Source organism: Flavobacterium sp. RSB2_4_14, assembly GCF_051547085.1.
Taxonomy (GTDB): Bacteria; Bacteroidota; Bacteroidia; order Flavobacteriales; family Flavobacteriaceae; genus Flavobacterium.
This window is the reverse complement of record NZ_JBPTTL010000004.1, coordinates 85,581-103,435: the sequence shown is the minus strand read 5'-3', so window position 1 is coordinate 103,435 and position 17,855 is coordinate 85,581. Positions and strand designations below refer to the sequence as shown.

Genomic DNA, 17,855 nt, shown 5'->3' with positions numbered 1-17,855 from the left:
ATGAAAAAAAATGTATCAACAATTTTGCTTTTAATTGTATTTGTGAGTAATAACTATTCTCAAACGACAAAATTATTTAATGGAAAATTAGATTTGGGAATTACAGGAATCTGGCAAGATGCAGATGTAAGTTATAATTATTATGAAGACTCGTCATACAACTATGTTAAACATGGGCTTTTTAAATTAAGTTTTATAGGTAGTGGAAATTACAAAGGAATTAATGAAAATATTCAAGGTAATTTTAAAAATGGATTAAAAAATGGAACTTGGACTTATGACTATAATAACAATGACATATATCAAAATGACTATTATGTTACTTCGAATATTAAATTAACAGCAAATTATGTAGATGGTTTGCCAGATGGAACTTGGACTTGTATTGTTCAAGGCAAAAATAGAAATAAAAAATATAACCGTAACACAAAAAAAATGGAGTTTGGACCATGGATGAATTCTTTGTATAAAAGCACCAGCGCTAAATTTAAAAAAGGGATATTGATTGGAAATCTTACTATAATAGAAAAAAATAATGAAAAAATTATTGAGACTAATAACATTAATTTTAATGATAAAGGATTTTACAATGGGAAATATTATACTAAAGACACTGAAAATGAAGTAGTAAATGAATATGAAAATGGGTTTTTAATCAAAAGCATAGTCAGAGACCTTAAAACAGGTCAAGCGAGTGTAACCGATAACAGTAATAAGTTAATAACATTTAGGGATTTGTATAATAATGAAAATAATAAAGATTTTATAAACAATTCAGAATACCGACTACACTCATATGATAATAATTATTTTAGAAATTTAATACTAAATACTTTTTTTGGAGAACAATTTAATTACAAGTCTATTGGAGGAGACTTAAATTATAAAGAACCAAATTATAATTTTGAAGGTATAAGCTATCGTGAACTAAAAGAAAAGTAAAAAGGCGAATGAGAAAGGCACGTATTTATAAAATCAATAATAATTTGATGTTTACTAAAAAAATAACTTTTCAATGAATAAATCTATATATCATGAAAAAATTTAAATGTTTAATTCTGTTTTGTATCAGTATTAATAGTTATTGCCAAACAGCAGGAAATGGAGTAACTGATATTGATGGAAATTTCTATAACAGTGTAATAATTGGAACTCAAGAATGGACAAAAGAAAACTTAAATGTTTCTAAGTACTCTGATGGCACTGTAATACCACAAGTAACGGATTTTTCAACATGGTCAAATCTTACAACAGGAGCTTGGTGTTATTATGAAAATAACACTTCATACGGAACAGTTTATGGTAAATTATATAACTGGTATGCTGTCGCAGGAATTTATAATACTGCATCTGCAAATGATCCTAATTTAAGAAAGAAATTAGCCCCACAAGGATGGCACATTCCAACCAAAATAGAATGGTCAACTTTAATTAATTTTTTAGACCCTAATTCAAATGGGGGTTACTTAAATAATGTGGCTGGAAGCAAGCTGAAAGAAGTAGGGACAGCCCATTGGATTGCACCAAACACTGGCGCAACAAATATTAGCGGATTTACAGGATTGCCTGGAGGCTATATAAATTCCAATATTTGTACTAACATGCGCTATAATGGGTGGTGGTGGACTTCAAATCAAACAGGTAGCTCACCAACTCTTTATGCTGCAGCTCGCCTAATGAGTTATAACGGAACAAGCATCACACCAGATGATAATCAACTTAAGATGACTGGTTACTCAGTACGATGTATTAATAATATTTCATTAAGAAATCATGCTTTTAATGATTCTTTATTTAATATTTATCCTAATCCATCATACGACAAATTCACCATAGACTTTGGAAATGAAATAATCTCAAACTATACTATTAAAATAAATAATATGTTAGGTCAAGAAGTTTATAGCAATGTTATAGACAAACCACAATTTGAGGTTAGTAAAACATGGCAAGGCGAAGGTCTTTACTTCGTAAAAATCTATGATGACAATAATAACTTACTATCGACTAAAAAAATAATATTACAATAAAACCAATTAATAACCCTTAAATTTCAGTAGTATGAGTAGTCAAAATCAAATCAGTATTGAGATACCACAAGAGGTAATCGATAAAGTAATGCAGTATTTACAAGATTGTAAAACAGAACTAGCGCCTTATGTACAAGGGCTTACAGTTGAAGAGCGTCAAACTCTTTTCAAACTGGGAAACAAAACGGTTGCCACTGTTCAAAAAACCAAATCCTATGTGGATACTAATCCTGAATTTATCCCCTCTTATATGGATAAGATAGAGTTTTTGAAAGATGAAAAAGTAGTAACCCAGTTGAGCCCAGTTGTAAACCTAGCCAATCAAATAGCTTCTGATGCTGATGATACCTTGATGTTAGCTGGTAGCGAAGCACTCGAGTCGGCATTGTTGTATTATGGTCAGGTGAGAGAAGCTAATAGCAAAGGTGTTCCTACTGCAAAACCTATTTATGAAGATTTGAGCGAACGTTTTAAAAGAGGAACGTATACCAAAAAACCTGCTTAACCCAAATTTCAGGTTCAAAACCTGAAATTTCACCCTAAAAGGCTGAAAATTGAGTGTAATAACTTGAATTTTCAGCCTTTTTACTTGAAAATTGAGCCTCAGAACCTCAAATTTCACTCTAAAAGCCTCAAATTTCACCTTCGGAACCTCAAATTTGAGGCTTTGAACCTGAAAATTCACCCTTTTAGGCTGAAATTTCAAATAATGGGATATTCCAATCATTATTTAAATCGTAAATTTTAATTATAACGTTTTAGTTAATTTCTTTTTAATAAAGTCTGTCGGTGGTTTTTATAGAAATAGTATTTTTATAAAAAATCATTTTTATGAATACGATACCCGCTGAATTTCAAATTACCAACTTATTACATCAAGATACTTATTTAGTCGATGGTGAATTAAAAAAATGGACTGGCGAAACGTCTGAAGTGTATTCCACTATTTCTTCTACCGAAAAGTATGCACCAACTTTGCTAGGAACTATTCCTACTATGGGCGAAACAGCTGCTGATGAGGTGGTAAAATCTGCTGTGGCTGCTTATGATAAAGGACAAGGCATTTGGCCTACGATGAAAGTCATTGACCGTATCAAATGCATGGAGGATTTTGTTTCCCAAATGAAAGCCACTCGTAGCGAAGTGGTGAAATATTTGATGTGGGAAATTGGCAAATCATTACCCGATTCGGAGAAGGAATTTGACCGAACCGTGGAATATATTTATGACACTATTGAAGATTATAAACAGTTAGACAGAAACAATGCCCGTTTTACCAAAAGTCAAGGGGTAAATGCTATGGTGCGTCGTGGTCCGCTTGGCGTGGTCTTGTGTCTTGGACCTTATAATTATCCGTTGAATGAAACTTTTTCGTTGCTTATTCCTGCGATTATCATGGGAAATACAGTGATTTTTAAACCAGCAAAACATGGTGTGTTGTTGATTTCTCCCTTGCTCGAAGCGTTTAGAAGTAGTTTCCCAAAAGGTGTTATTAATATCGTGTATGGTAGAGGTAGAGATGTAGCTTCGCCAATTATGAAATCAGGAAAAATTGATATCTTGGCGTTGATTGGTAATAGTAAGTCGGCTATTGCTTTGCAAGACCAACATCCTAATAAAAACCGTTTGCGTTTGATTTTAGGGTTGGAAGCCAAAAATCCAGCGATTATCCTTCCTGATGCCGATTTGGATTTGGCCATTCAAGAATGTATCACAGGAACGTTGTCTTTTAATGGACAGCGATGTACCGCATTGAAAATACTCTACGTTCACGAGTCTATTGCTTCTGAATTCAACAAACGATTTGCTGAAAAAGTTGATGCCTTACCTTTTGGCAATCCATGGGAAAAAGGCGTTTCGTTAACGCCATTACCCGAAGTAGAAAAACCCAATTACATTCAGGAATTGATTGACGATGCTTTGGATAATGGAGCAAAAGTCATTAACCAAAAAGGCGGTGAGAGAACTGAAAATTATATTTTTCCAGCGGTTTTATTTCCTGTAAGCAAACAAATGCGTGTGTATCACGAAGAACAATTCGGGCCTGTAATTCCTATTTTGACTTTTAAAGATATTCAAGAACCGTTGAACGATATGGCGGAGTCTAATTATGGACAGCAAGTGAGTTTGTTTGGTAGAGATATTAAAACCATTGCGCCACTTATTGATACTTTGGTTAATCTAGTTTGCAGAGTGAATTTAAATAGTTCTTGTCAACGTGGACCAGATGTATATCCGTTTACCGGAAGAAAAGACTCGGCTGTAGGAACGTTGAGTATTCATGATGCGTTGCGTTCGTTTTCTATCCGGACATTTGTAGCTTCCAAGGACAATGCTTATAACAATGAAATTCTGCAAGCCTTGTTGAATAGTAAGGAATCGAATTTTATCAATACCGATTATATTTTATAAAAAAGTTAAACACAGATTTCACAAATTAGCACAGATAAATTTGTGATAATTTGTGAAATCTGTGTTTAATATAATTTTATAATTACTATTTCTTTTTCAGTCTGTCTTTAAAAACCTTTTCAAATTTTTCAATTTTGGGTTGAATTACCATTTGGCAATAGGGTTGATTTTTATTGTTCTGATAATACCCTTGGTGATACGATTCCGCTTTGTAAAATTTTTGTAAAGGTTCTAATGTAGTCACGATTTCACCAGAAAACACTTTTTCATTTAACTCTTTGATTAAACTTTCGGCAGCTTTTTTTTCATTTTCATTTTTATAAAAAATGGCAGAACGGTATTGTGTTCCCACATCGGCACCTTGACGGTTTAGTGTTGTTGGGTCGTGAACCGTGAAGAAAACTTGGAATATTTCATCTAAATTGGTTTTGGTTTTGTCATACGTAATTTCAATTACTTCAGCAGCACCAGTTCTACCTGTACAAACTTCCTCATAACTAGGGTTTTCAACTGTTCCGCCTGCATAACCTGAATAGACACTTTTTACGCCCTCTAGATTTTCGTAAACGGCTTCTACACACCAAAAACATCCGCCACCAAGAACAATGGTATCTAAATTTCCAGAATTGGAGGTTACACCATCTGGCACAAAATCAAGAGAAATAGCATTCATACAATACCTTTTACCTGTAGGTTCTGGACCATCATCAAAAAGATGCCCTAAATGACTGTTGCATCTACCACAAAGCGCCTCGGTACGACGCATTCCATAGGAGTTATCTTCTTTGAAAACCACACTGTTTTTGTTTTCTTGTTCAAAAAAACTTGGCCACCCGCAACTGCTTACAAATTTTTGCTCCGATTTGAAAAGTTTCAATCCACACGCCGCACAATAATAGGTGCCTTTGGTTTCTGATTTCCACATGGTTCCTGTGAATGCTCTTTCGGTATCGGCTTCTCTGGCAACCGCATACAAATCGGGCGATAATACTTTTTTCCAATCCGCATCAGAAACCTCTAATTTTTTGGTATCGGTATTGGAGTAATAGGGATTTTCGGGTTTTGAAATTACATTTTCCATAGCATTGGTTTTTGTTGTTGAATTTTGATTTTTATTGTTTTGCCCACAAGCGGTAAACATGAACATGGGGAACAAAAGGAGTACGTTAATCATCGACTTTTTCATATCACTTATTTTAAAGTAGGATACAAATTTACATTTCATTTTTGTCAATTGGTGTCTGATAGATTGCAAATTGAGTTGATTTAAGTAAAGTTTAACGCTTGTTTCAGTAGCTTAGTTAGTAAGCCTTACTTTTTTTTGTATTTTTGAAGACTTAAAGGAAAGTATGGAAGAAAAAGTAATATTGGTTAATGAACGCGATGAGCCAATTGGCTTGATGAACAAGATGGAAGCTCATGAAAAGGCAGTCCTTCACAGGGCTTTTTCGGTTTTTGTATTGAACAACAAAAACGAAATCATGTTGCAACAACGTGCGCATCAAAAGTACCATTCACCATTACTTTGGACCAATACCTGTTGCAGCCATCAACGCGATGGAGAAACTAATATTGAAGCTGGAACTCGCCGATTATATGAAGAAATGGGTTTCAAAACCGAGTTGAAAGAACTATTTCATTTTATCTACAAAGCGCCATTTGATAATGGGTTAACGGAGCATGAATTAGACCATGTCATGATTGGATATTTTAATGAAGAACCCAATATTAATCCCGAAGAAGTAGAAAGCTGGAAGTGGATGTGTATTGAAGAAGTTAGAAACGATATGATTGCTCATCCCGAACTTTATACTATTTGGTTCAAAATTATTTTTGCTGAATTTTACCATTACCTAGAAGAGCATAAAATCTAGTATTTGGGAATTAGGAATTAGGATTTACTGCCTTATTCTTAAAATCCTAAATCATAAAATCCTTAATCCTAAATCACTATGAAAGTAACCGTATCTAGAAAAGCCCATTTTAATTCAGCACACCGTTTGTATCGTAAAGATTGGACGATGGAAAAGAACGATGCTGTTTTTGGCAAGTGTAACAATCCCAATTATCACGGTCACAATTACGAATTAATTGTTTCAGTTACTGGAGAAATTGATTCTGAAACTGGTTTTGTGATGGATGTAAAAATTTTAGCCGATTTAATCAAAGAACACGTGGAAAATGCCTTTGACCATAAGAATTTGAATTTGGATGTTCCAGATTTCAAAGATTTGAACCCAACGGCCGAAAATATAGTGGTTGTTATTTGGCAAAAATTACGCAAGCATATTGATGTTAATAAAGATTTAGAAGTTGTTTTATATGAAACACCTCGAAATTTTGTAACTTTTAAAGGATAACCATGGCACTCAAAGTAGGCGACAAAATGCCATTATTTTCAGCTATTGATAGTAACGGTAAAGCATTTGAAGTGAATAATTACGCGGGTAAACCACTAGTGATTTATTTTTATCCCAAAGATGATACGCCAGGATGCACTATTCAAGCGTGTACTTTTCGGGACCAATATGAAGATTTTAAAGGATTAGGAGCTGAAGTAATAGGCGTGAGTAGTGATTCTGAAACGTCACACCAAAAGTTTGCTTCGCGCTATAAATTGCCTTTTATTTTGCTTTCAGATGGTAATAAAAAACTCCGAAGACTTTTTGGTGTTCCTAATGATTTGTTAGGATTATTGCCGGGAAGAGTTACCTACGTGATTGACAAAGAAGGCATAATTCGATTGGTTTTTAATAGTATGTCAAGTAAAATTCATATCGCCAAAGCACTTCAGATATTGAAAACATTGTAAGTTTGCTAAAATGGAGCACATGAAACTATATCCCTTACAGTTTGAACCCATTTTAAAAGACAGAATTTGGGGCGGAACCAAATTGAAAACCTATCTTTCTAAACCTATTACTTCCGAAACAACAGGAGAAAGTTGGGAAATTTCCACTGTAGAAAATGATGTGAGCATTGTTAAAAATGGTTCATTTAAAGGGAAATCATTAAACGACTTAATTAATGACTTTCCAAATGAACTATTAGGAACAGCTGTTTTTAAAAATTTTGGCAAGCAATTTCCATTACTCTTCAAATATCTTGATGCCCGAGAAGATTTGTCCATACAACTACATCCTAATGATGCATTAGCCAAAAAGAGACACAATTCTTTTGGTAAAACCGAAATGTGGTATGTCATGCAAGCCGATGAAGATGCCCGATTGATTGTTGGTTTCAAAGATAAATCGTCTCCCGAAGAATATTTACACCATCTTACAAACAAGACATTACTCTCCATTTTAGATACTAAAAAAGTGCAACAAGGTGATGTTTTCTTTCTTGAAACGGGAACTATTCATGCTATTGGTGCTGGAATTGTTATAGCTGAAATTCAGCAGACTTCTGATATTACCTACCGTGTTTATGATTTTGACAGAGTAGATGCAAACGGAAAAACTCGCGAATTGCATAATGACTTAGCTTTGGAAGCTATTAATTATGAAACTGTTGGAGCACAAAAAAAATATTCAAAAGTTGAAAACATTTCCAATGAAATGGTTCATTGCGAGTATTTCACCACTAATTTTATACCATTGAATGGCGTAATTTCAGTAACTAAAAATCAAAAATCATTTACAGTATATATGTGTGTTGATGGTGATTTTGAACTTTCATATAATAATGAAGCTTTCAACTATTCAAAAGGAGATACGATATTAATTCCGGCTTTTTTAGCTGATTTTCAACTGTCTGGTAAGGCATCTATATTAGAAATTTATATTTCATAGTTTGTATTCTAAAGAAATACTGTAGTTTTGCACCAAATTTTAAAAATAAAAGAAAATGCCAAGTGTTAAGAATTTAAAAAAAGACATCAATTTTGTGTTAGGTGATATTATTGAAGCGGTTTACATTTATGAAATGACAACTTCAGGAAAACCTTCTGATAAAACAAACGCAATTATAGACGAAGCAATTGCTTCTTTTGATGGTTTGATTACAAAAGTGAATGCTAAGAAAGTGGAAAACAAAAAAGCTCACTTCAAACAAATCAACGTAGAATTAGAACAAACTGCAAATCAATTGGTTGAAAAAATCAATTCATTATAATTAGAAAAAACAACAAAAAAGTGTAAAAATATTTTGGTGAATTAAATTTGACTTTTATATTTGCACACACATTGAGACGCCAGCGTAGCTCAGTTGGCTAGAGCAGCTGATTTGTAATCAGCAGGTCGTGGGTTCGAGTCCCTCCGCCGGCTCAATACGAAAACCATTCCAATATCGGGATGGTTTTTTGTTTTTAGTAAATTCCTATTTTAATACTGTAGTAATACTATATCTTTGTCCGCTTTTTAAAAATTGAAATATATGTTTGGAAATAAAGTGTTGAAAGGTGTTTTTTTGGTAGGATTGGGTGCAACAAGTTATGGCATGTTAGCCACTTTTGTAAAATTGGCTTATTCTGACATAAGCTCTCAAGGTTTACATTACACTCCTGCAGAAGTCATCACAGCTCAATTTTTAATTGGAATTCTTTTTGTTTTAGCCATAAATGGGTTTCAAAAATACAGAAAAGGTGCGGTTGTGTTGAAAGCAACTTCAACTGATATAAAAAAATTAATGCTTGTAGGTACTTCAACCGGATTGACCAGTATCTTTTATTATTTAGCCGTGAAATATATTCCCGTTTCTATCGGTATTGTTTTGTTGATGCAAACGGTTTGGATGGGAGTTTTTTTGGAAATGCTTTTAGAGAAAAAACTTCCTTCAAGAATTAAAATAATAGCTGTATTCATTGTGTTAATTGGAACGGCATTGGCCACTAATCTTTTTTATACTAAAATAGCATTAGATTGGAAAGGAATTGTTCTTGGACTACTGGCTGCTGCGTCTTTTACCACAACTATGTTTGCAGCCAATAAAATTGCTACTTCTATTTCCTCAGCACAGCGAAGTTTGTATATGCTTTTGGGTGGAGCAGTAATAGTATTCTTTTTTGCTTTGATAACGCAACATACTCCGTTCAATTATGATATTTTCTATAAATGGGGAGTTTTGATTGCTCTTTTTGGTACCGTAATTCCTCCTATCCTTTTAAACGCAGGATTCCCTTTAACAGGAATAGGGTTAGGAAGTATTGTTGCTGCCCTTGAATTACCCGTTTCAGTTTTAATGGCATTCTTTTTTCTCCAAGAGGTTGTAGTTTTTTCACAATGGATAGGAATATTGTTGATAATTTTAGCCGTAGTCATAATGAATATCAGGGTTAAAAATAATTTCTTGTAGTTATTTGACTGTTAATAAGTTTATTGCACAGTAAATTTCTTCTCTACCTTTTTTCTTAATTTTAATTATCTAACCTTATCACACTACCTTGTGATTTAAAATTAAAACTTATGAGAAAATTATTCGCAGAATTTTTTGGTACCTACTGGCTAGTATTTGGCGGTTGTGGTAGTGCCTTATTTGCAGCAGGAATTCCAAATCTTGGAATTGGATTTGCTGGAGTTTCCTTAGCATTTGGATTAACAGTATTGACTATGGCATATGCTGTAGGTCATATTTCGGGTGGTCATTTTAATCCAGCAGTTTCTTTCGGATTATGGGCAAGTGGACGTTTTTCCGCAAAAGAATTAGTGCCTTATATTGTTGCTCAATGTGTAGGTGCTACTGCAGCAGCAGCAACATTATATTCTATCTGTTCTGGCAAGGCAGGTTTTGCTATTGATAATACTAAAGCTGGTGCCTTTGCCTCTAACGGATTTGGTGCATTTTCTCCAGATGGATACTCGATGCAATCTGCATTTATGGCTGAATTTGTTTTAACATTTTTCTTTTTAATCGTAATTCTTGGAGCAACGGATAAATTTGCTAATGGAAAATTTGCTGGAGTTGCTATTGGTTTAGCGCTAACATTAATACATTTAGTAAGTATTCCAATAACGAATACTTCTGTAAATCCAGCTCGTTCACTATCACAAGCTTTATTTGTTCAAGGTGAAGCTTTGTCACAAGTATGGTTGTTTTGGGCAGCACCAATTTTAGGCGCTGTTGTTGCTGGATTAGTTTATAAAAACCTATTACAAGACCATTCGGAGGCCTAATTTCTATTCTTAAAATAAGTAAAGAGAAAACGTTATTAATTTAATGTTTTCTCTTTATTTTTGTGTCATGAATTCACTTTTCCCCAAAGAAAAATTACAGTTTGATTTTCCGAATGCTTCTATTGTTTATTATTCAAATTTCTTTGATGCTAGCCGAGCTAATGAATTATTTGAAAAATTAAAACAAGAAATTCCTTGGCAACAAGATGCTATTACTGTTTTTGGTAAAACCTATCCTCAACCCAGATTGACAGCACTTTTTGGCAACGAAGGGAAACCTTATAGCTATTCTAATATTGTAATGCAACCCAATCCTTGGAATCCGTTATTGCAATTTATCAAAAGTGAAGTTGAAGAAATTATTGAGGAAAATTTCACTACGGTTTTGCTCAATTATTATCGGGATGGAAAAGATAGCAATGGTTGGCATGCGGATAATGAAAAAGAATTGGGTAGAAATCCTATCATTGCATCAGTGAGTTTTGGTGCGGAACGTAATTTTCATTTACAACATAATACTATCAAAGACCAGAAACTCAAAATCAATCTCGAACACGGAAGTTTGTTAGTCATGAAAGGAGAAACCCAACATTTTTGGAAACATCAAATACCAAAGACGGCCAAACCAATTGGTCCAAGAATAAATCTCACTTTCCGAATTATCAAATAAATAGAAATTTCTATATTTGAATAAAATCTATGATATGAATGAGATAATTAATTATTTTTCAACTATTCCATCTTCACACCGAGCTATAATTTTGGCTGGTGGAATTGCTTTTTTTTGGTTAATTGAAAGCGCAGTTCCTTTTGTCAAATTTAAGTACAACAAATGGCAACACGCCGGAATTAATATCTTTTTTACGATTACAACTATAATTATTAATTTTTGTTTGGCGTTAATTTTACTGGCCACCGCTAATTGGACAAACGAAAATAATTTTGGAATTCTAAATTCGTTGCCACCAATGAATCCATGGCTTTTTGCCATTGTTGGGTTGTTACTTTTGGATTTAATCGGGGCTTATTTAGCTCATTTTGTAGAACATAAAGTAACCTTTCTATGGCGATTTCATCTCATTCATCACACCGATACATATATTGATACTACGTCTGGAAATAGACATCATCCGGGAGAAAGTGTCATCCGTTTTATATTTACCACATTCGGAGTTCTATTAATTGGAAGTCCCATGTGGATGGTTTTTTTATACCAAACTTTATCAGTTGTTTCCACTCAATTTACTCATGCCAATATAGCTTTGCCCAAAAAATTTGATAATTTCTTGAGTTATTTTATCGTTTCACCCGACATGCACAAAGTGCACCATCACTATGTTTTGCCCTATACGGATAGTAATTATGGTAATATTTTTTCGATTTGGGACAGACTTTTTGGAACCTTCAAAACTTTAGATAGAGACAAGCTCGTTTATGGAGTTGATACTCATATGAAACCTGAAGAAAATAACAAATTGTCCAATCTATTATCCATTCCATTTCAAAAATATCGTTCACCCAAAACTTAATTTTTGAAAAAAAACAGGATGTTTTGAAAACTAATTATTTTTTTTATTAATATTGAGAATAATTTTATTTGTTAACTATTGATTTTTAAAATGCTTTTACAGAAATGAAAAAAAGTAAGCTTGCAGATTTTGACAGCGAAAAAATAGAAAGAGTTGTCAGCATGGCTCAAGAGGAACGTAAACCTTTTGAAGTAATTAAAGAAGAATTTGGACTTTCAGAAAATGAGGTGACAGAATTAATGCGGAAGCGATTATCCAAAGATAAATTTGAACTTTGGAAAAAGAAAGCTGTTGGAAGCAAACCAAAACCAAAACCCATTATCGATGATTTTGATGACGATTTAGATAGCAAATACTATATCAAAAATAAACTAGATTAGATTTCAACTCTTGCCCTGCAAGAGTTTTTTTATGCCTATAATTAAAATCATCAATAACCTTAAACAAATAATCTGAAAGTTACTGGCACAATTTTAGTTAATCATTTCAAAATAAAATCAACTATTTGTAACTAATAGCTACTTTTGATGACTTACTTAAAAATTTTAAACCTTTAGAAATGAAAAGACTTATTCTGAGTGCCATTCTTACCCTATCTTTTTTTAGTTATACTGCTGTTGCACAAAAAAAAGCAACAAACGAGGAAGTAAAAGTGACCATTGACTTAAATCAAGTTAAAAATGATAAAGTGATGGTGACCGTTACACCACCAAAATTCACTTCAAACGAAGTTGTTTTTCATATTCCAAAAACAGTTCCTGGAACCTATTCAACTGATAATTATGGAAAACTTGTTGATGATTTCAAAGCATTTGACGGCAATGGAAAAGAAATTAAAACCACCAAGACAGATGACAATTCTTGGAAAATTACCAACTCAAAATCATTGTCTAAAATCACCTATTGGGTAAATGATACTTACGATTCTGAAAAAGGAAGAGGATTTGGCAAAGAAGATATTTTTTCTCCTGCGGGAAGTAATATTCTTGAAGGTGAAAATTTCATGCTGAATACCCATTGTTTTGTGGGTTATTTTGATGCTAAAACCGAAATCAACTATAACTTAACGGTGCTTCATCCAGCTACTTTATATGGAGCAACTTCACTTGTTGATACCAACAAAAGTGATACTGTAGATAATTTTGTTGCTACTCGTTATTTTGAAATTACAGACAATCCAATTATGTATTCCAAACCAGATTATGAAACTTTTATGGTAGATGGAATGGAGATTTTGTTAAGTGTTTATTCGCCTAGCGGCATGCATTCTGCCAAATCAATTATGCCCGATTTGGAGAAAACAATGCGCGCACAGAAAGCATTTTTAGGTCCTATAAATAACAATAAACGTTATACCGTTTTATTGTATCTCTCAGATATGCAAAAGTCAGATGCCAAAGGATTTGGCGCATTGGAACATCACACTTCCACAACAGTTGTTTTTCCAGAAATGATGCCTGCAGCAGCTTTGGCAGAACAAATGAAAGATGTAGTATCACACGAATTTTTTCATATCGTAACACCATTAAGTATTCACTCTAAAGAAATTCAGTTTTTTGATTACAACAATCCAAAAATGTCAAAACACTTGTGGATGTATGAAGGTGTAACCGAATATTTTGCCAATTTATTTCAAGTAAATCAAGGATTAATTGATGCTGAAGAATTTTATCAAAGAATGACCGGCAAAATTGAAAATGCAGCTACTCTAAACGACACTATGCCATTTACCGAAATGAGTGCCAATGTTTTAGTTGAACCTTATAAAGACCAGTACTTGAATGTGTATGAAAAAGGAGCATTAATAGGAATGTGTATTGATATTATTATTCGTGAAAAAAGTAATGGCGAAAGAGGCATTTTAGACTTAATGAAAAAATTATCTAAAGAATATGGTACTGAAAGACCATTTGATGACGAAGAACTTTTCGCCAAAATAACATCGCTTACCTATCCAGAAGTAGGGGAGTTTTTAAATACTTATGTTGCTGGAAAAACACCTATTAATTACGATGTGTTTTTTGCCAAAATGGGAGTAAACAAGTCAAAAGTTCAAACACCTATAAATCCATTTTTGAAAGATCAATCAACGCCTTACATTACCGTTAATCCAACTACTAAAGAGATTTTGGTAATTCCAAGTACCGATTTAAATGATTTCATGACAAATCTAGGGTTGAAAGGTGGCGATGTAATTCTATCTATTAATGATAAAAAGTATAATCTAGATAATATTTATGATATGATTATGGAGAGTCAAAATTGGAAAGTAGACGATGCCATTACGGTAACAATTTCTAGAGACGGAAAAGAACAAGTTATTAAAGGTAAAGTTAAATTATCGATGGAAGATTCCGAAGGATATAATTTTACAGATACATCAAAAGAGCGTTTAAACACGGCTTGGTTGAAAGGATAATAAAAAACAAAAATTTACTTTAAATCCTCAATTTGGTTCGCCAATTGAGGATTTTTTTTAGTATCATTGCCACTCGAAATCAATAGGTCAAATTGAACGAAGTTAAAAAAGTTATATCATGTACAAATCATTACTGGCGCTTTTCTCACTACTAATTTTAGTGTCTTGCTCCGAAAAAAAATCAACTAAAAATTTTGTTTTAAACGGAAATATCAAAGGATTAAAAAATGGTACGCTTTATATTCAAAGAATAAAAGACACACTATTTGTTCCCATCGATACCATCGTGATTAGTGGAGACTCACACTTTACTAGCGAATTTGATATAGATTCACCCGAAATGCTCTATTTGTTTTTGGATCGTGGCGTGACTAATTCGTTAGACAATAACGTTCCCTTTTTTGCTGAAAAAGGCACTATGAATTTAGAAACTTCCTTAGATTTTTTTACTGCCGATGTCAAGATTACGGGTTCCAAAAATCAAGCACTATATGATGAATACCGAAAAGTAATGTCTAGATTTATTGATCAAGACTTAGCCCTTATCGAAAAGAAGTTCAAAGCATACAAAGCTAAAAACATGAATGAGGTTACTAGAATAGAGGAAGAGCAAAAAAATATTTTGAAAAGAAAATATTTATACACTACCAATTTTGCAGTAAATAATGGCAATCATGAAGTTTCTCCCTATGTTACTTTGGCCGAGATTTACGACATCAACCTAAAATATTTAGACACCATTCAAAAATCAATGACACCCAAGATTGCTCAATCTAAATATGGTAAAAAATTGAATGAATATATAGCCGAAAGAAGAAAGGAAGGGAAATAAAACTTCAATATTTTATTCTAAATACCTAGTCTTCATATATAAATACTCCATCTTTATATATAAAAAGTACAATTTTATATAAATATACCCCGTCATCATGCATGATTAGACTAAAGTTATATATGAATACTATATATTCATGTATGAAAAGTACAAGTTCATATATAAATACGTCATCGATATATGATAATATTACAAAATGATGTATGAATATTACAAGTTTATGTTTAAATATTACATATTTATATATGAATGTTACATTTTTAACTATAAATTGTAAATATGATTTGTTTATTATTGATAAATTAATATTATTATTTTAATATTTATATTTATAACTCTATAAATTAACAATAAAATACAACTATTCGTTAACATATAGTTAAATTTTTAAAATAAATTAATTGATATTCTTACTTTAGTCTTACATAAAATTAGTTATTAACCTCTAAAAATGTAAATTATGGCAGGAAGAACCTCGGGACGTGTCATTATCCCAAAAAATCCAGGCGAGTTATTAAAATTAGCAAACAAAATTTATGACAAACACGTAGCTGACGGTGCTGCATCACCACTGAATGCTATGCAAGATTTCAATTGGGCAGTTGATGGACCCAAAGTAGCACCTTGTATACAGAATAACGATGGAGCAGAAGCAGCTGCAAAACTAGCGGAACAACTATATCGTCAGCGCGATATTGATTTGCCAGCTATCAAAGCTATTGTGCAAAACAGTGCCTCTGTACTGAAAGGAATTTATGCCAAAAACCCAAAAGTCTTAGGCGATTATGGTTTTGTAGTTGATGATACTAAGAAAGTACCCAAACAAAAACCATGATTTTTGATTACTTAAAAAAAATCCCGTATCATATTGTTTATATGTTGCGGGATTTTTTTATATTTTAAATGTGTCTATATAATAGATTAATGCTTTTACTTCTGATTTTGTTCAAATTTTGAAATTAATAAATCTATTTTTTTATTCAGATTTTCAAACAAATGATTGGGTGCTTTAATGGATATTTCAAAATTAGGTATTATAGAAGTTGTTTCAGCACTTGTTTGAGAGCTAACGTTGGGTTGTGTTATTAGCAAATAATCTATAGGAGTGTCTAATTTCTCAGCCAATTTTGAGATATACTCATGCTTTATACTTTTACCACCTTCCCAGTTGCCAATGGTAGTTTGAGTTACTCCTATAGCATGAGCTAATTCTTCTTGAGATAATCTCTTTTTTTCTCTGAGCATCTTTATTTTAGTTCCTGTGGTCATGCATTTTTTAGTATTAAGATTAGTAGTATTACAATGTTAAACAGCATATTGTGTTTTTTCAATATTTATTGTTTAATTCAATGGCAATGAAACTAAATTCTAAGCTGTTTTTTATAACTGGATAAATTTATGCAGTTCGTTTTTATAAATTTTACGCTTTTATCGTATATTTTGTTAAAATTTAAAAAAAAATTAATTCGTTTTTTTTTGTTTTAACAAATGTAAAAAGGTTTTTTGGTATGCTTGGTAAGCAAAAAGTGTACATTTTCATTTTTTTTAAGCAAGAAACTTTTGAAAATTAAAAGAAAGTTACTTAAAATTACCAACATTCTTTTAGGAAAACTATCTTACACTTAGCAACTTTACCAAATCAAAATATCTCGAGAAAAAATTTTGAAAAACAAAAAAAATGTATAATTTTAAAAACAATTAAAAATGAAAAAATTAATTTTTGGCTTGATAGCCACGGTGGTATTTGGTAATTTGTCTTTTGGGCAAGATAAAAATTTTGTTAATGATAAAGATTTTATTGAGTATGTTAATAAAGAATTTAAATTTTATGGTAATGTAAAGGATAAAGAGTTATTGAAAAAGCTTTCAGAATCTAATATCAAAGACTGGAATGAAGAAAGCACAACTCTTTTAGCAAAAGCTTTTGGCTTAAGTGATGATGAACTGCAAAAACATATATTAAGTCAAAATAAAATGCTCCAAACACTCAACAGCAGGTATTATATAGATCGTTTAACAAGTGAGGAAATATCCGATATACTAGTTGCTAATCCTACTAATTTTGATTTACCTCAAAATCAGACTCAAAGTTGGGGATGTTCAGCAATGTATTGGGGATGTTCAGCTGGTGCTTTCTCTTTAGCTGTAATAGCAGAAATAGGATGCGCAGCATTAGATGTTGAAACGCTTGGAGCTACTAGAGTCGCAGGGTGTTATGCTGCAGTTGCCGTTGCATTTGGATCCGCAATAATGGCCTGTCAAGGTGCCAGAGACGAATGTGAAAAAAATTAATAAAAATAATTATGAATTATAAATTTCATTTTTTAGTTGTTTTGCCAATATTTGCATCAACATTTTTTATAACAAATTTAGTTGTGGCTACAATAATTAGGACTGTTGTTACAATATATAGTATTTTTTTTATAGTAAAAATTATCAAAAATAAAGATTACAACAGAAGTAAATTAAATATTATATATCTAAATTTGTTTATATTACTATTGATATTTTTGATAT

General features: G+C 32.3%; 20 protein-coding genes and 1 tRNA gene. 19 read left to right on the top strand and 2 right to left on the bottom strand.

Annotation, left to right across the window (positions count from 1 at the left end; all coding sequences use genetic code 11):
* The 4 genes from ACSVH2_RS09545 (at position 1) to ACSVH2_RS09530 (ending at position 4,442) form a co-directional block, all read left to right on the top strand.
* Positions 1–942: a hypothetical protein gene (locus tag ACSVH2_RS09545; protein ID WP_438092940.1), complete on the top strand. Its 942-nt coding sequence runs from the start codon at positions 1–3 to the stop codon at positions 940–942.
* Positions 943–1,034: 92 nt separating this feature from the next.
* Positions 1,035–2,030 carry an FISUMP domain-containing protein gene (locus tag ACSVH2_RS09540; RefSeq protein WP_438092939.1) on the top strand — a complete coding sequence of 332 codons (996 nt, stop codon included), beginning with the start codon at positions 1,035–1,037 and terminating at the stop codon, positions 2,028–2,030.
* Positions 2,031–2,061: 31 nt separating this feature from the next.
* Positions 2,062–2,535 (top strand): hypothetical protein, encoded by a 474-nt coding sequence (locus ACSVH2_RS09535; protein ID WP_438092938.1) that lies wholly within the window; start codon positions 2,062–2,064, stop codon positions 2,533–2,535.
* Between the two features lie 326 nt (positions 2,536–2,861).
* Positions 2,862–4,442 (top strand): NADP-dependent glyceraldehyde-3-phosphate dehydrogenase, encoded by a 1,581-nt coding sequence (locus tag ACSVH2_RS09530; protein WP_438092937.1) that lies wholly within the window; start codon positions 2,862–2,864, stop codon positions 4,440–4,442.
* 85 nt (positions 4,443–4,527) lie between these two features.
* Here ACSVH2_RS09530 and ACSVH2_RS09525 read toward each other — a convergent pair whose 3' ends face one another.
* Positions 4,528–5,589 carry a bifunctional methionine sulfoxide reductase B/A protein gene (locus ACSVH2_RS09525; RefSeq protein ID WP_438093026.1) on the bottom strand — a complete coding sequence of 354 codons (1,062 nt, stop codon included), beginning with the start codon at positions 5,587–5,589 and terminating at the stop codon, positions 4,528–4,530.
* Between the two features lie 202 nt (positions 5,590–5,791).
* Here ACSVH2_RS09525 and idi point away from each other — a divergent pair, with 202 nt between their 5' ends.
* The 14 genes from idi (at position 5,792) to ACSVH2_RS09455 (ending at position 16,173) form a co-directional block, all read left to right on the top strand.
* Positions 5,792–6,316, top strand: a complete 525-nt coding sequence (gene idi / locus ACSVH2_RS09520) for an isopentenyl-diphosphate Delta-isomerase (protein ID WP_438092936.1) — start codon at positions 5,792–5,794, stop codon at positions 6,314–6,316.
* 78 nt (positions 6,317–6,394) lie between these two features.
* Complete coding sequence (locus tag ACSVH2_RS09515) at positions 6,395–6,802, top strand: 6-pyruvoyl trahydropterin synthase family protein (protein WP_438092935.1); 408 nt, start codon at positions 6,395–6,397, stop codon at positions 6,800–6,802.
* Between the two features lie 2 nt (positions 6,803–6,804).
* Positions 6,805–7,254 (top strand): peroxiredoxin, encoded by a 450-nt coding sequence (locus ACSVH2_RS09510; RefSeq protein WP_438092934.1) that lies wholly within the window; start codon positions 6,805–6,807, stop codon positions 7,252–7,254.
* 19 nt (positions 7,255–7,273) lie between these two features.
* On the top strand, positions 7,274–8,236 hold the full coding sequence (locus tag ACSVH2_RS09505; protein ID WP_438092933.1) for a type I phosphomannose isomerase catalytic subunit: 963 nt from the start codon (positions 7,274–7,276) through the stop codon (positions 8,234–8,236).
* A gap of 55 nt (positions 8,237–8,291) precedes the next feature.
* On the top strand, positions 8,292–8,558 hold the full coding sequence (locus ACSVH2_RS09500; protein ID WP_438092932.1) for a hypothetical protein: 267 nt from the start codon (positions 8,292–8,294) through the stop codon (positions 8,556–8,558).
* 78 nt (positions 8,559–8,636) lie between these two features.
* Positions 8,637–8,710: transfer RNA gene (locus tag ACSVH2_RS09495), tRNA-Thr, on the top strand.
* A 109-nt stretch (positions 8,711–8,819) separates the two neighbouring features.
* Positions 8,820–9,737, top strand: coding sequence for an EamA family transporter (locus ACSVH2_RS09490; RefSeq protein WP_438092931.1), 918 nt, complete (start codon positions 8,820–8,822; stop codon positions 9,735–9,737).
* A gap of 110 nt (positions 9,738–9,847) precedes the next feature.
* Positions 9,848–10,555, top strand: coding sequence for an aquaporin Z (aqpZ, locus tag ACSVH2_RS09485; RefSeq protein WP_438092930.1), 708 nt, complete (start codon positions 9,848–9,850; stop codon positions 10,553–10,555).
* Positions 10,556–10,622: 67 nt separating this feature from the next.
* Positions 10,623–11,225 (top strand): alpha-ketoglutarate-dependent dioxygenase AlkB family protein, encoded by a 603-nt coding sequence (locus tag ACSVH2_RS09480; RefSeq protein WP_438092929.1) that lies wholly within the window; start codon positions 10,623–10,625, stop codon positions 11,223–11,225.
* A gap of 34 nt (positions 11,226–11,259) precedes the next feature.
* Complete coding sequence (locus ACSVH2_RS09475; RefSeq protein WP_438092928.1) at positions 11,260–12,084, top strand: sterol desaturase family protein; 825 nt, start codon at positions 11,260–11,262, stop codon at positions 12,082–12,084.
* A gap of 104 nt (positions 12,085–12,188) precedes the next feature.
* Complete coding sequence (locus ACSVH2_RS09470) at positions 12,189–12,464, top strand: TIGR03643 family protein (RefSeq protein WP_438092927.1); 276 nt, start codon at positions 12,189–12,191, stop codon at positions 12,462–12,464.
* 179 nt (positions 12,465–12,643) lie between these two features.
* Positions 12,644–14,503, top strand: a complete 1,860-nt coding sequence (locus ACSVH2_RS09465) for a peptidase M61 (protein WP_438092926.1) — start codon at positions 12,644–12,646, stop codon at positions 14,501–14,503.
* A gap of 118 nt (positions 14,504–14,621) precedes the next feature.
* On the top strand, positions 14,622–15,335 hold the full coding sequence (locus tag ACSVH2_RS09460) for a DUF4369 domain-containing protein (RefSeq protein WP_438092925.1): 714 nt from the start codon (positions 14,622–14,624) through the stop codon (positions 15,333–15,335).
* A 463-nt stretch (positions 15,336–15,798) separates the two neighbouring features.
* On the top strand, positions 15,799–16,173 hold the full coding sequence (locus ACSVH2_RS09455) for a hypothetical protein (protein WP_438092924.1): 375 nt from the start codon (positions 15,799–15,801) through the stop codon (positions 16,171–16,173).
* A gap of 95 nt (positions 16,174–16,268) precedes the next feature.
* Here ACSVH2_RS09455 and ACSVH2_RS09450 read toward each other — a convergent pair whose 3' ends face one another.
* Positions 16,269–16,607, bottom strand: a complete 339-nt coding sequence (locus tag ACSVH2_RS09450) for a helix-turn-helix domain-containing protein (protein ID WP_438092923.1) — start codon at positions 16,605–16,607, stop codon at positions 16,269–16,271.
* Positions 16,608–17,042: 435 nt separating this feature from the next.
* Between ACSVH2_RS09450 and ACSVH2_RS09445 the strand changes: the two genes are divergently transcribed.
* The gene (locus tag ACSVH2_RS09445; protein WP_438092922.1) at positions 17,043–17,630 is read left to right on the top strand and encodes a hypothetical protein; all 588 of its coding nucleotides are present in this window, start codon (positions 17,043–17,045) and stop codon (positions 17,628–17,630) included.
* The last annotated feature ends 225 nt before the right edge of the window (positions 17,631–17,855 follow it).

Excerpts from the sequence above, each read along its gene's own strand:
- ACSVH2_RS09545 (WP_438092940.1), top strand. The coding sequence starts at position 1 with ATGAAAAAAAATGTATCAACAATTTTGCTTTTAATTGTATTTGTGAGT.
- ACSVH2_RS09540 (WP_438092939.1), top strand. The coding sequence starts at position 1,035 with ATGAAAAAATTTAAATGTTTAATTCTGTTTTGTATCAGTATTAATAGT.
- ACSVH2_RS09535 (WP_438092938.1), top strand. The coding sequence starts at position 2,062 with ATGAGTAGTCAAAATCAAATCAGTATTGAGATACCACAAGAGGTAATC.
- ACSVH2_RS09530 (WP_438092937.1), top strand. The coding sequence starts at position 2,862 with ATGAATACGATACCCGCTGAATTTCAAATTACCAACTTATTACATCAA.
- ACSVH2_RS09525 (WP_438093026.1), bottom strand. The coding sequence starts at position 5,589 with ATGTTCATGTTTACCGCTTGTGGGCAAAACAATAAAAATCAAAATTCA.
- idi (WP_438092936.1), top strand. The coding sequence starts at position 5,792 with ATGGAAGAAAAAGTAATATTGGTTAATGAACGCGATGAGCCAATTGGC.
- ACSVH2_RS09515 (WP_438092935.1), top strand. The coding sequence starts at position 6,395 with ATGAAAGTAACCGTATCTAGAAAAGCCCATTTTAATTCAGCACACCGT.
- ACSVH2_RS09510 (WP_438092934.1), top strand. The coding sequence starts at position 6,805 with ATGGCACTCAAAGTAGGCGACAAAATGCCATTATTTTCAGCTATTGAT.
- ACSVH2_RS09505 (WP_438092933.1), top strand. The coding sequence starts at position 7,274 with ATGAAACTATATCCCTTACAGTTTGAACCCATTTTAAAAGACAGAATT.
- ACSVH2_RS09500 (WP_438092932.1), top strand. The coding sequence starts at position 8,292 with ATGCCAAGTGTTAAGAATTTAAAAAAAGACATCAATTTTGTGTTAGGT.
- ACSVH2_RS09490 (WP_438092931.1), top strand. The coding sequence starts at position 8,820 with ATGTTTGGAAATAAAGTGTTGAAAGGTGTTTTTTTGGTAGGATTGGGT.
- aqpZ (WP_438092930.1), top strand. The coding sequence starts at position 9,848 with ATGAGAAAATTATTCGCAGAATTTTTTGGTACCTACTGGCTAGTATTT.
- ACSVH2_RS09480 (WP_438092929.1), top strand. The coding sequence starts at position 10,623 with ATGAATTCACTTTTCCCCAAAGAAAAATTACAGTTTGATTTTCCGAAT.
- ACSVH2_RS09475 (WP_438092928.1), top strand. The coding sequence starts at position 11,260 with ATGAATGAGATAATTAATTATTTTTCAACTATTCCATCTTCACACCGA.
- ACSVH2_RS09470 (WP_438092927.1), top strand. The coding sequence starts at position 12,189 with ATGAAAAAAAGTAAGCTTGCAGATTTTGACAGCGAAAAAATAGAAAGA.
- ACSVH2_RS09465 (WP_438092926.1), top strand. The coding sequence starts at position 12,644 with ATGAAAAGACTTATTCTGAGTGCCATTCTTACCCTATCTTTTTTTAGT.
- ACSVH2_RS09460 (WP_438092925.1), top strand. The coding sequence starts at position 14,622 with ATGTACAAATCATTACTGGCGCTTTTCTCACTACTAATTTTAGTGTCT.
- ACSVH2_RS09455 (WP_438092924.1), top strand. The coding sequence starts at position 15,799 with ATGGCAGGAAGAACCTCGGGACGTGTCATTATCCCAAAAAATCCAGGC.
- ACSVH2_RS09450 (WP_438092923.1), bottom strand. The coding sequence starts at position 16,607 with ATGACCACAGGAACTAAAATAAAGATGCTCAGAGAAAAAAAGAGATTA.
- ACSVH2_RS09445 (WP_438092922.1), top strand. The coding sequence starts at position 17,043 with ATGAAAAAATTAATTTTTGGCTTGATAGCCACGGTGGTATTTGGTAAT.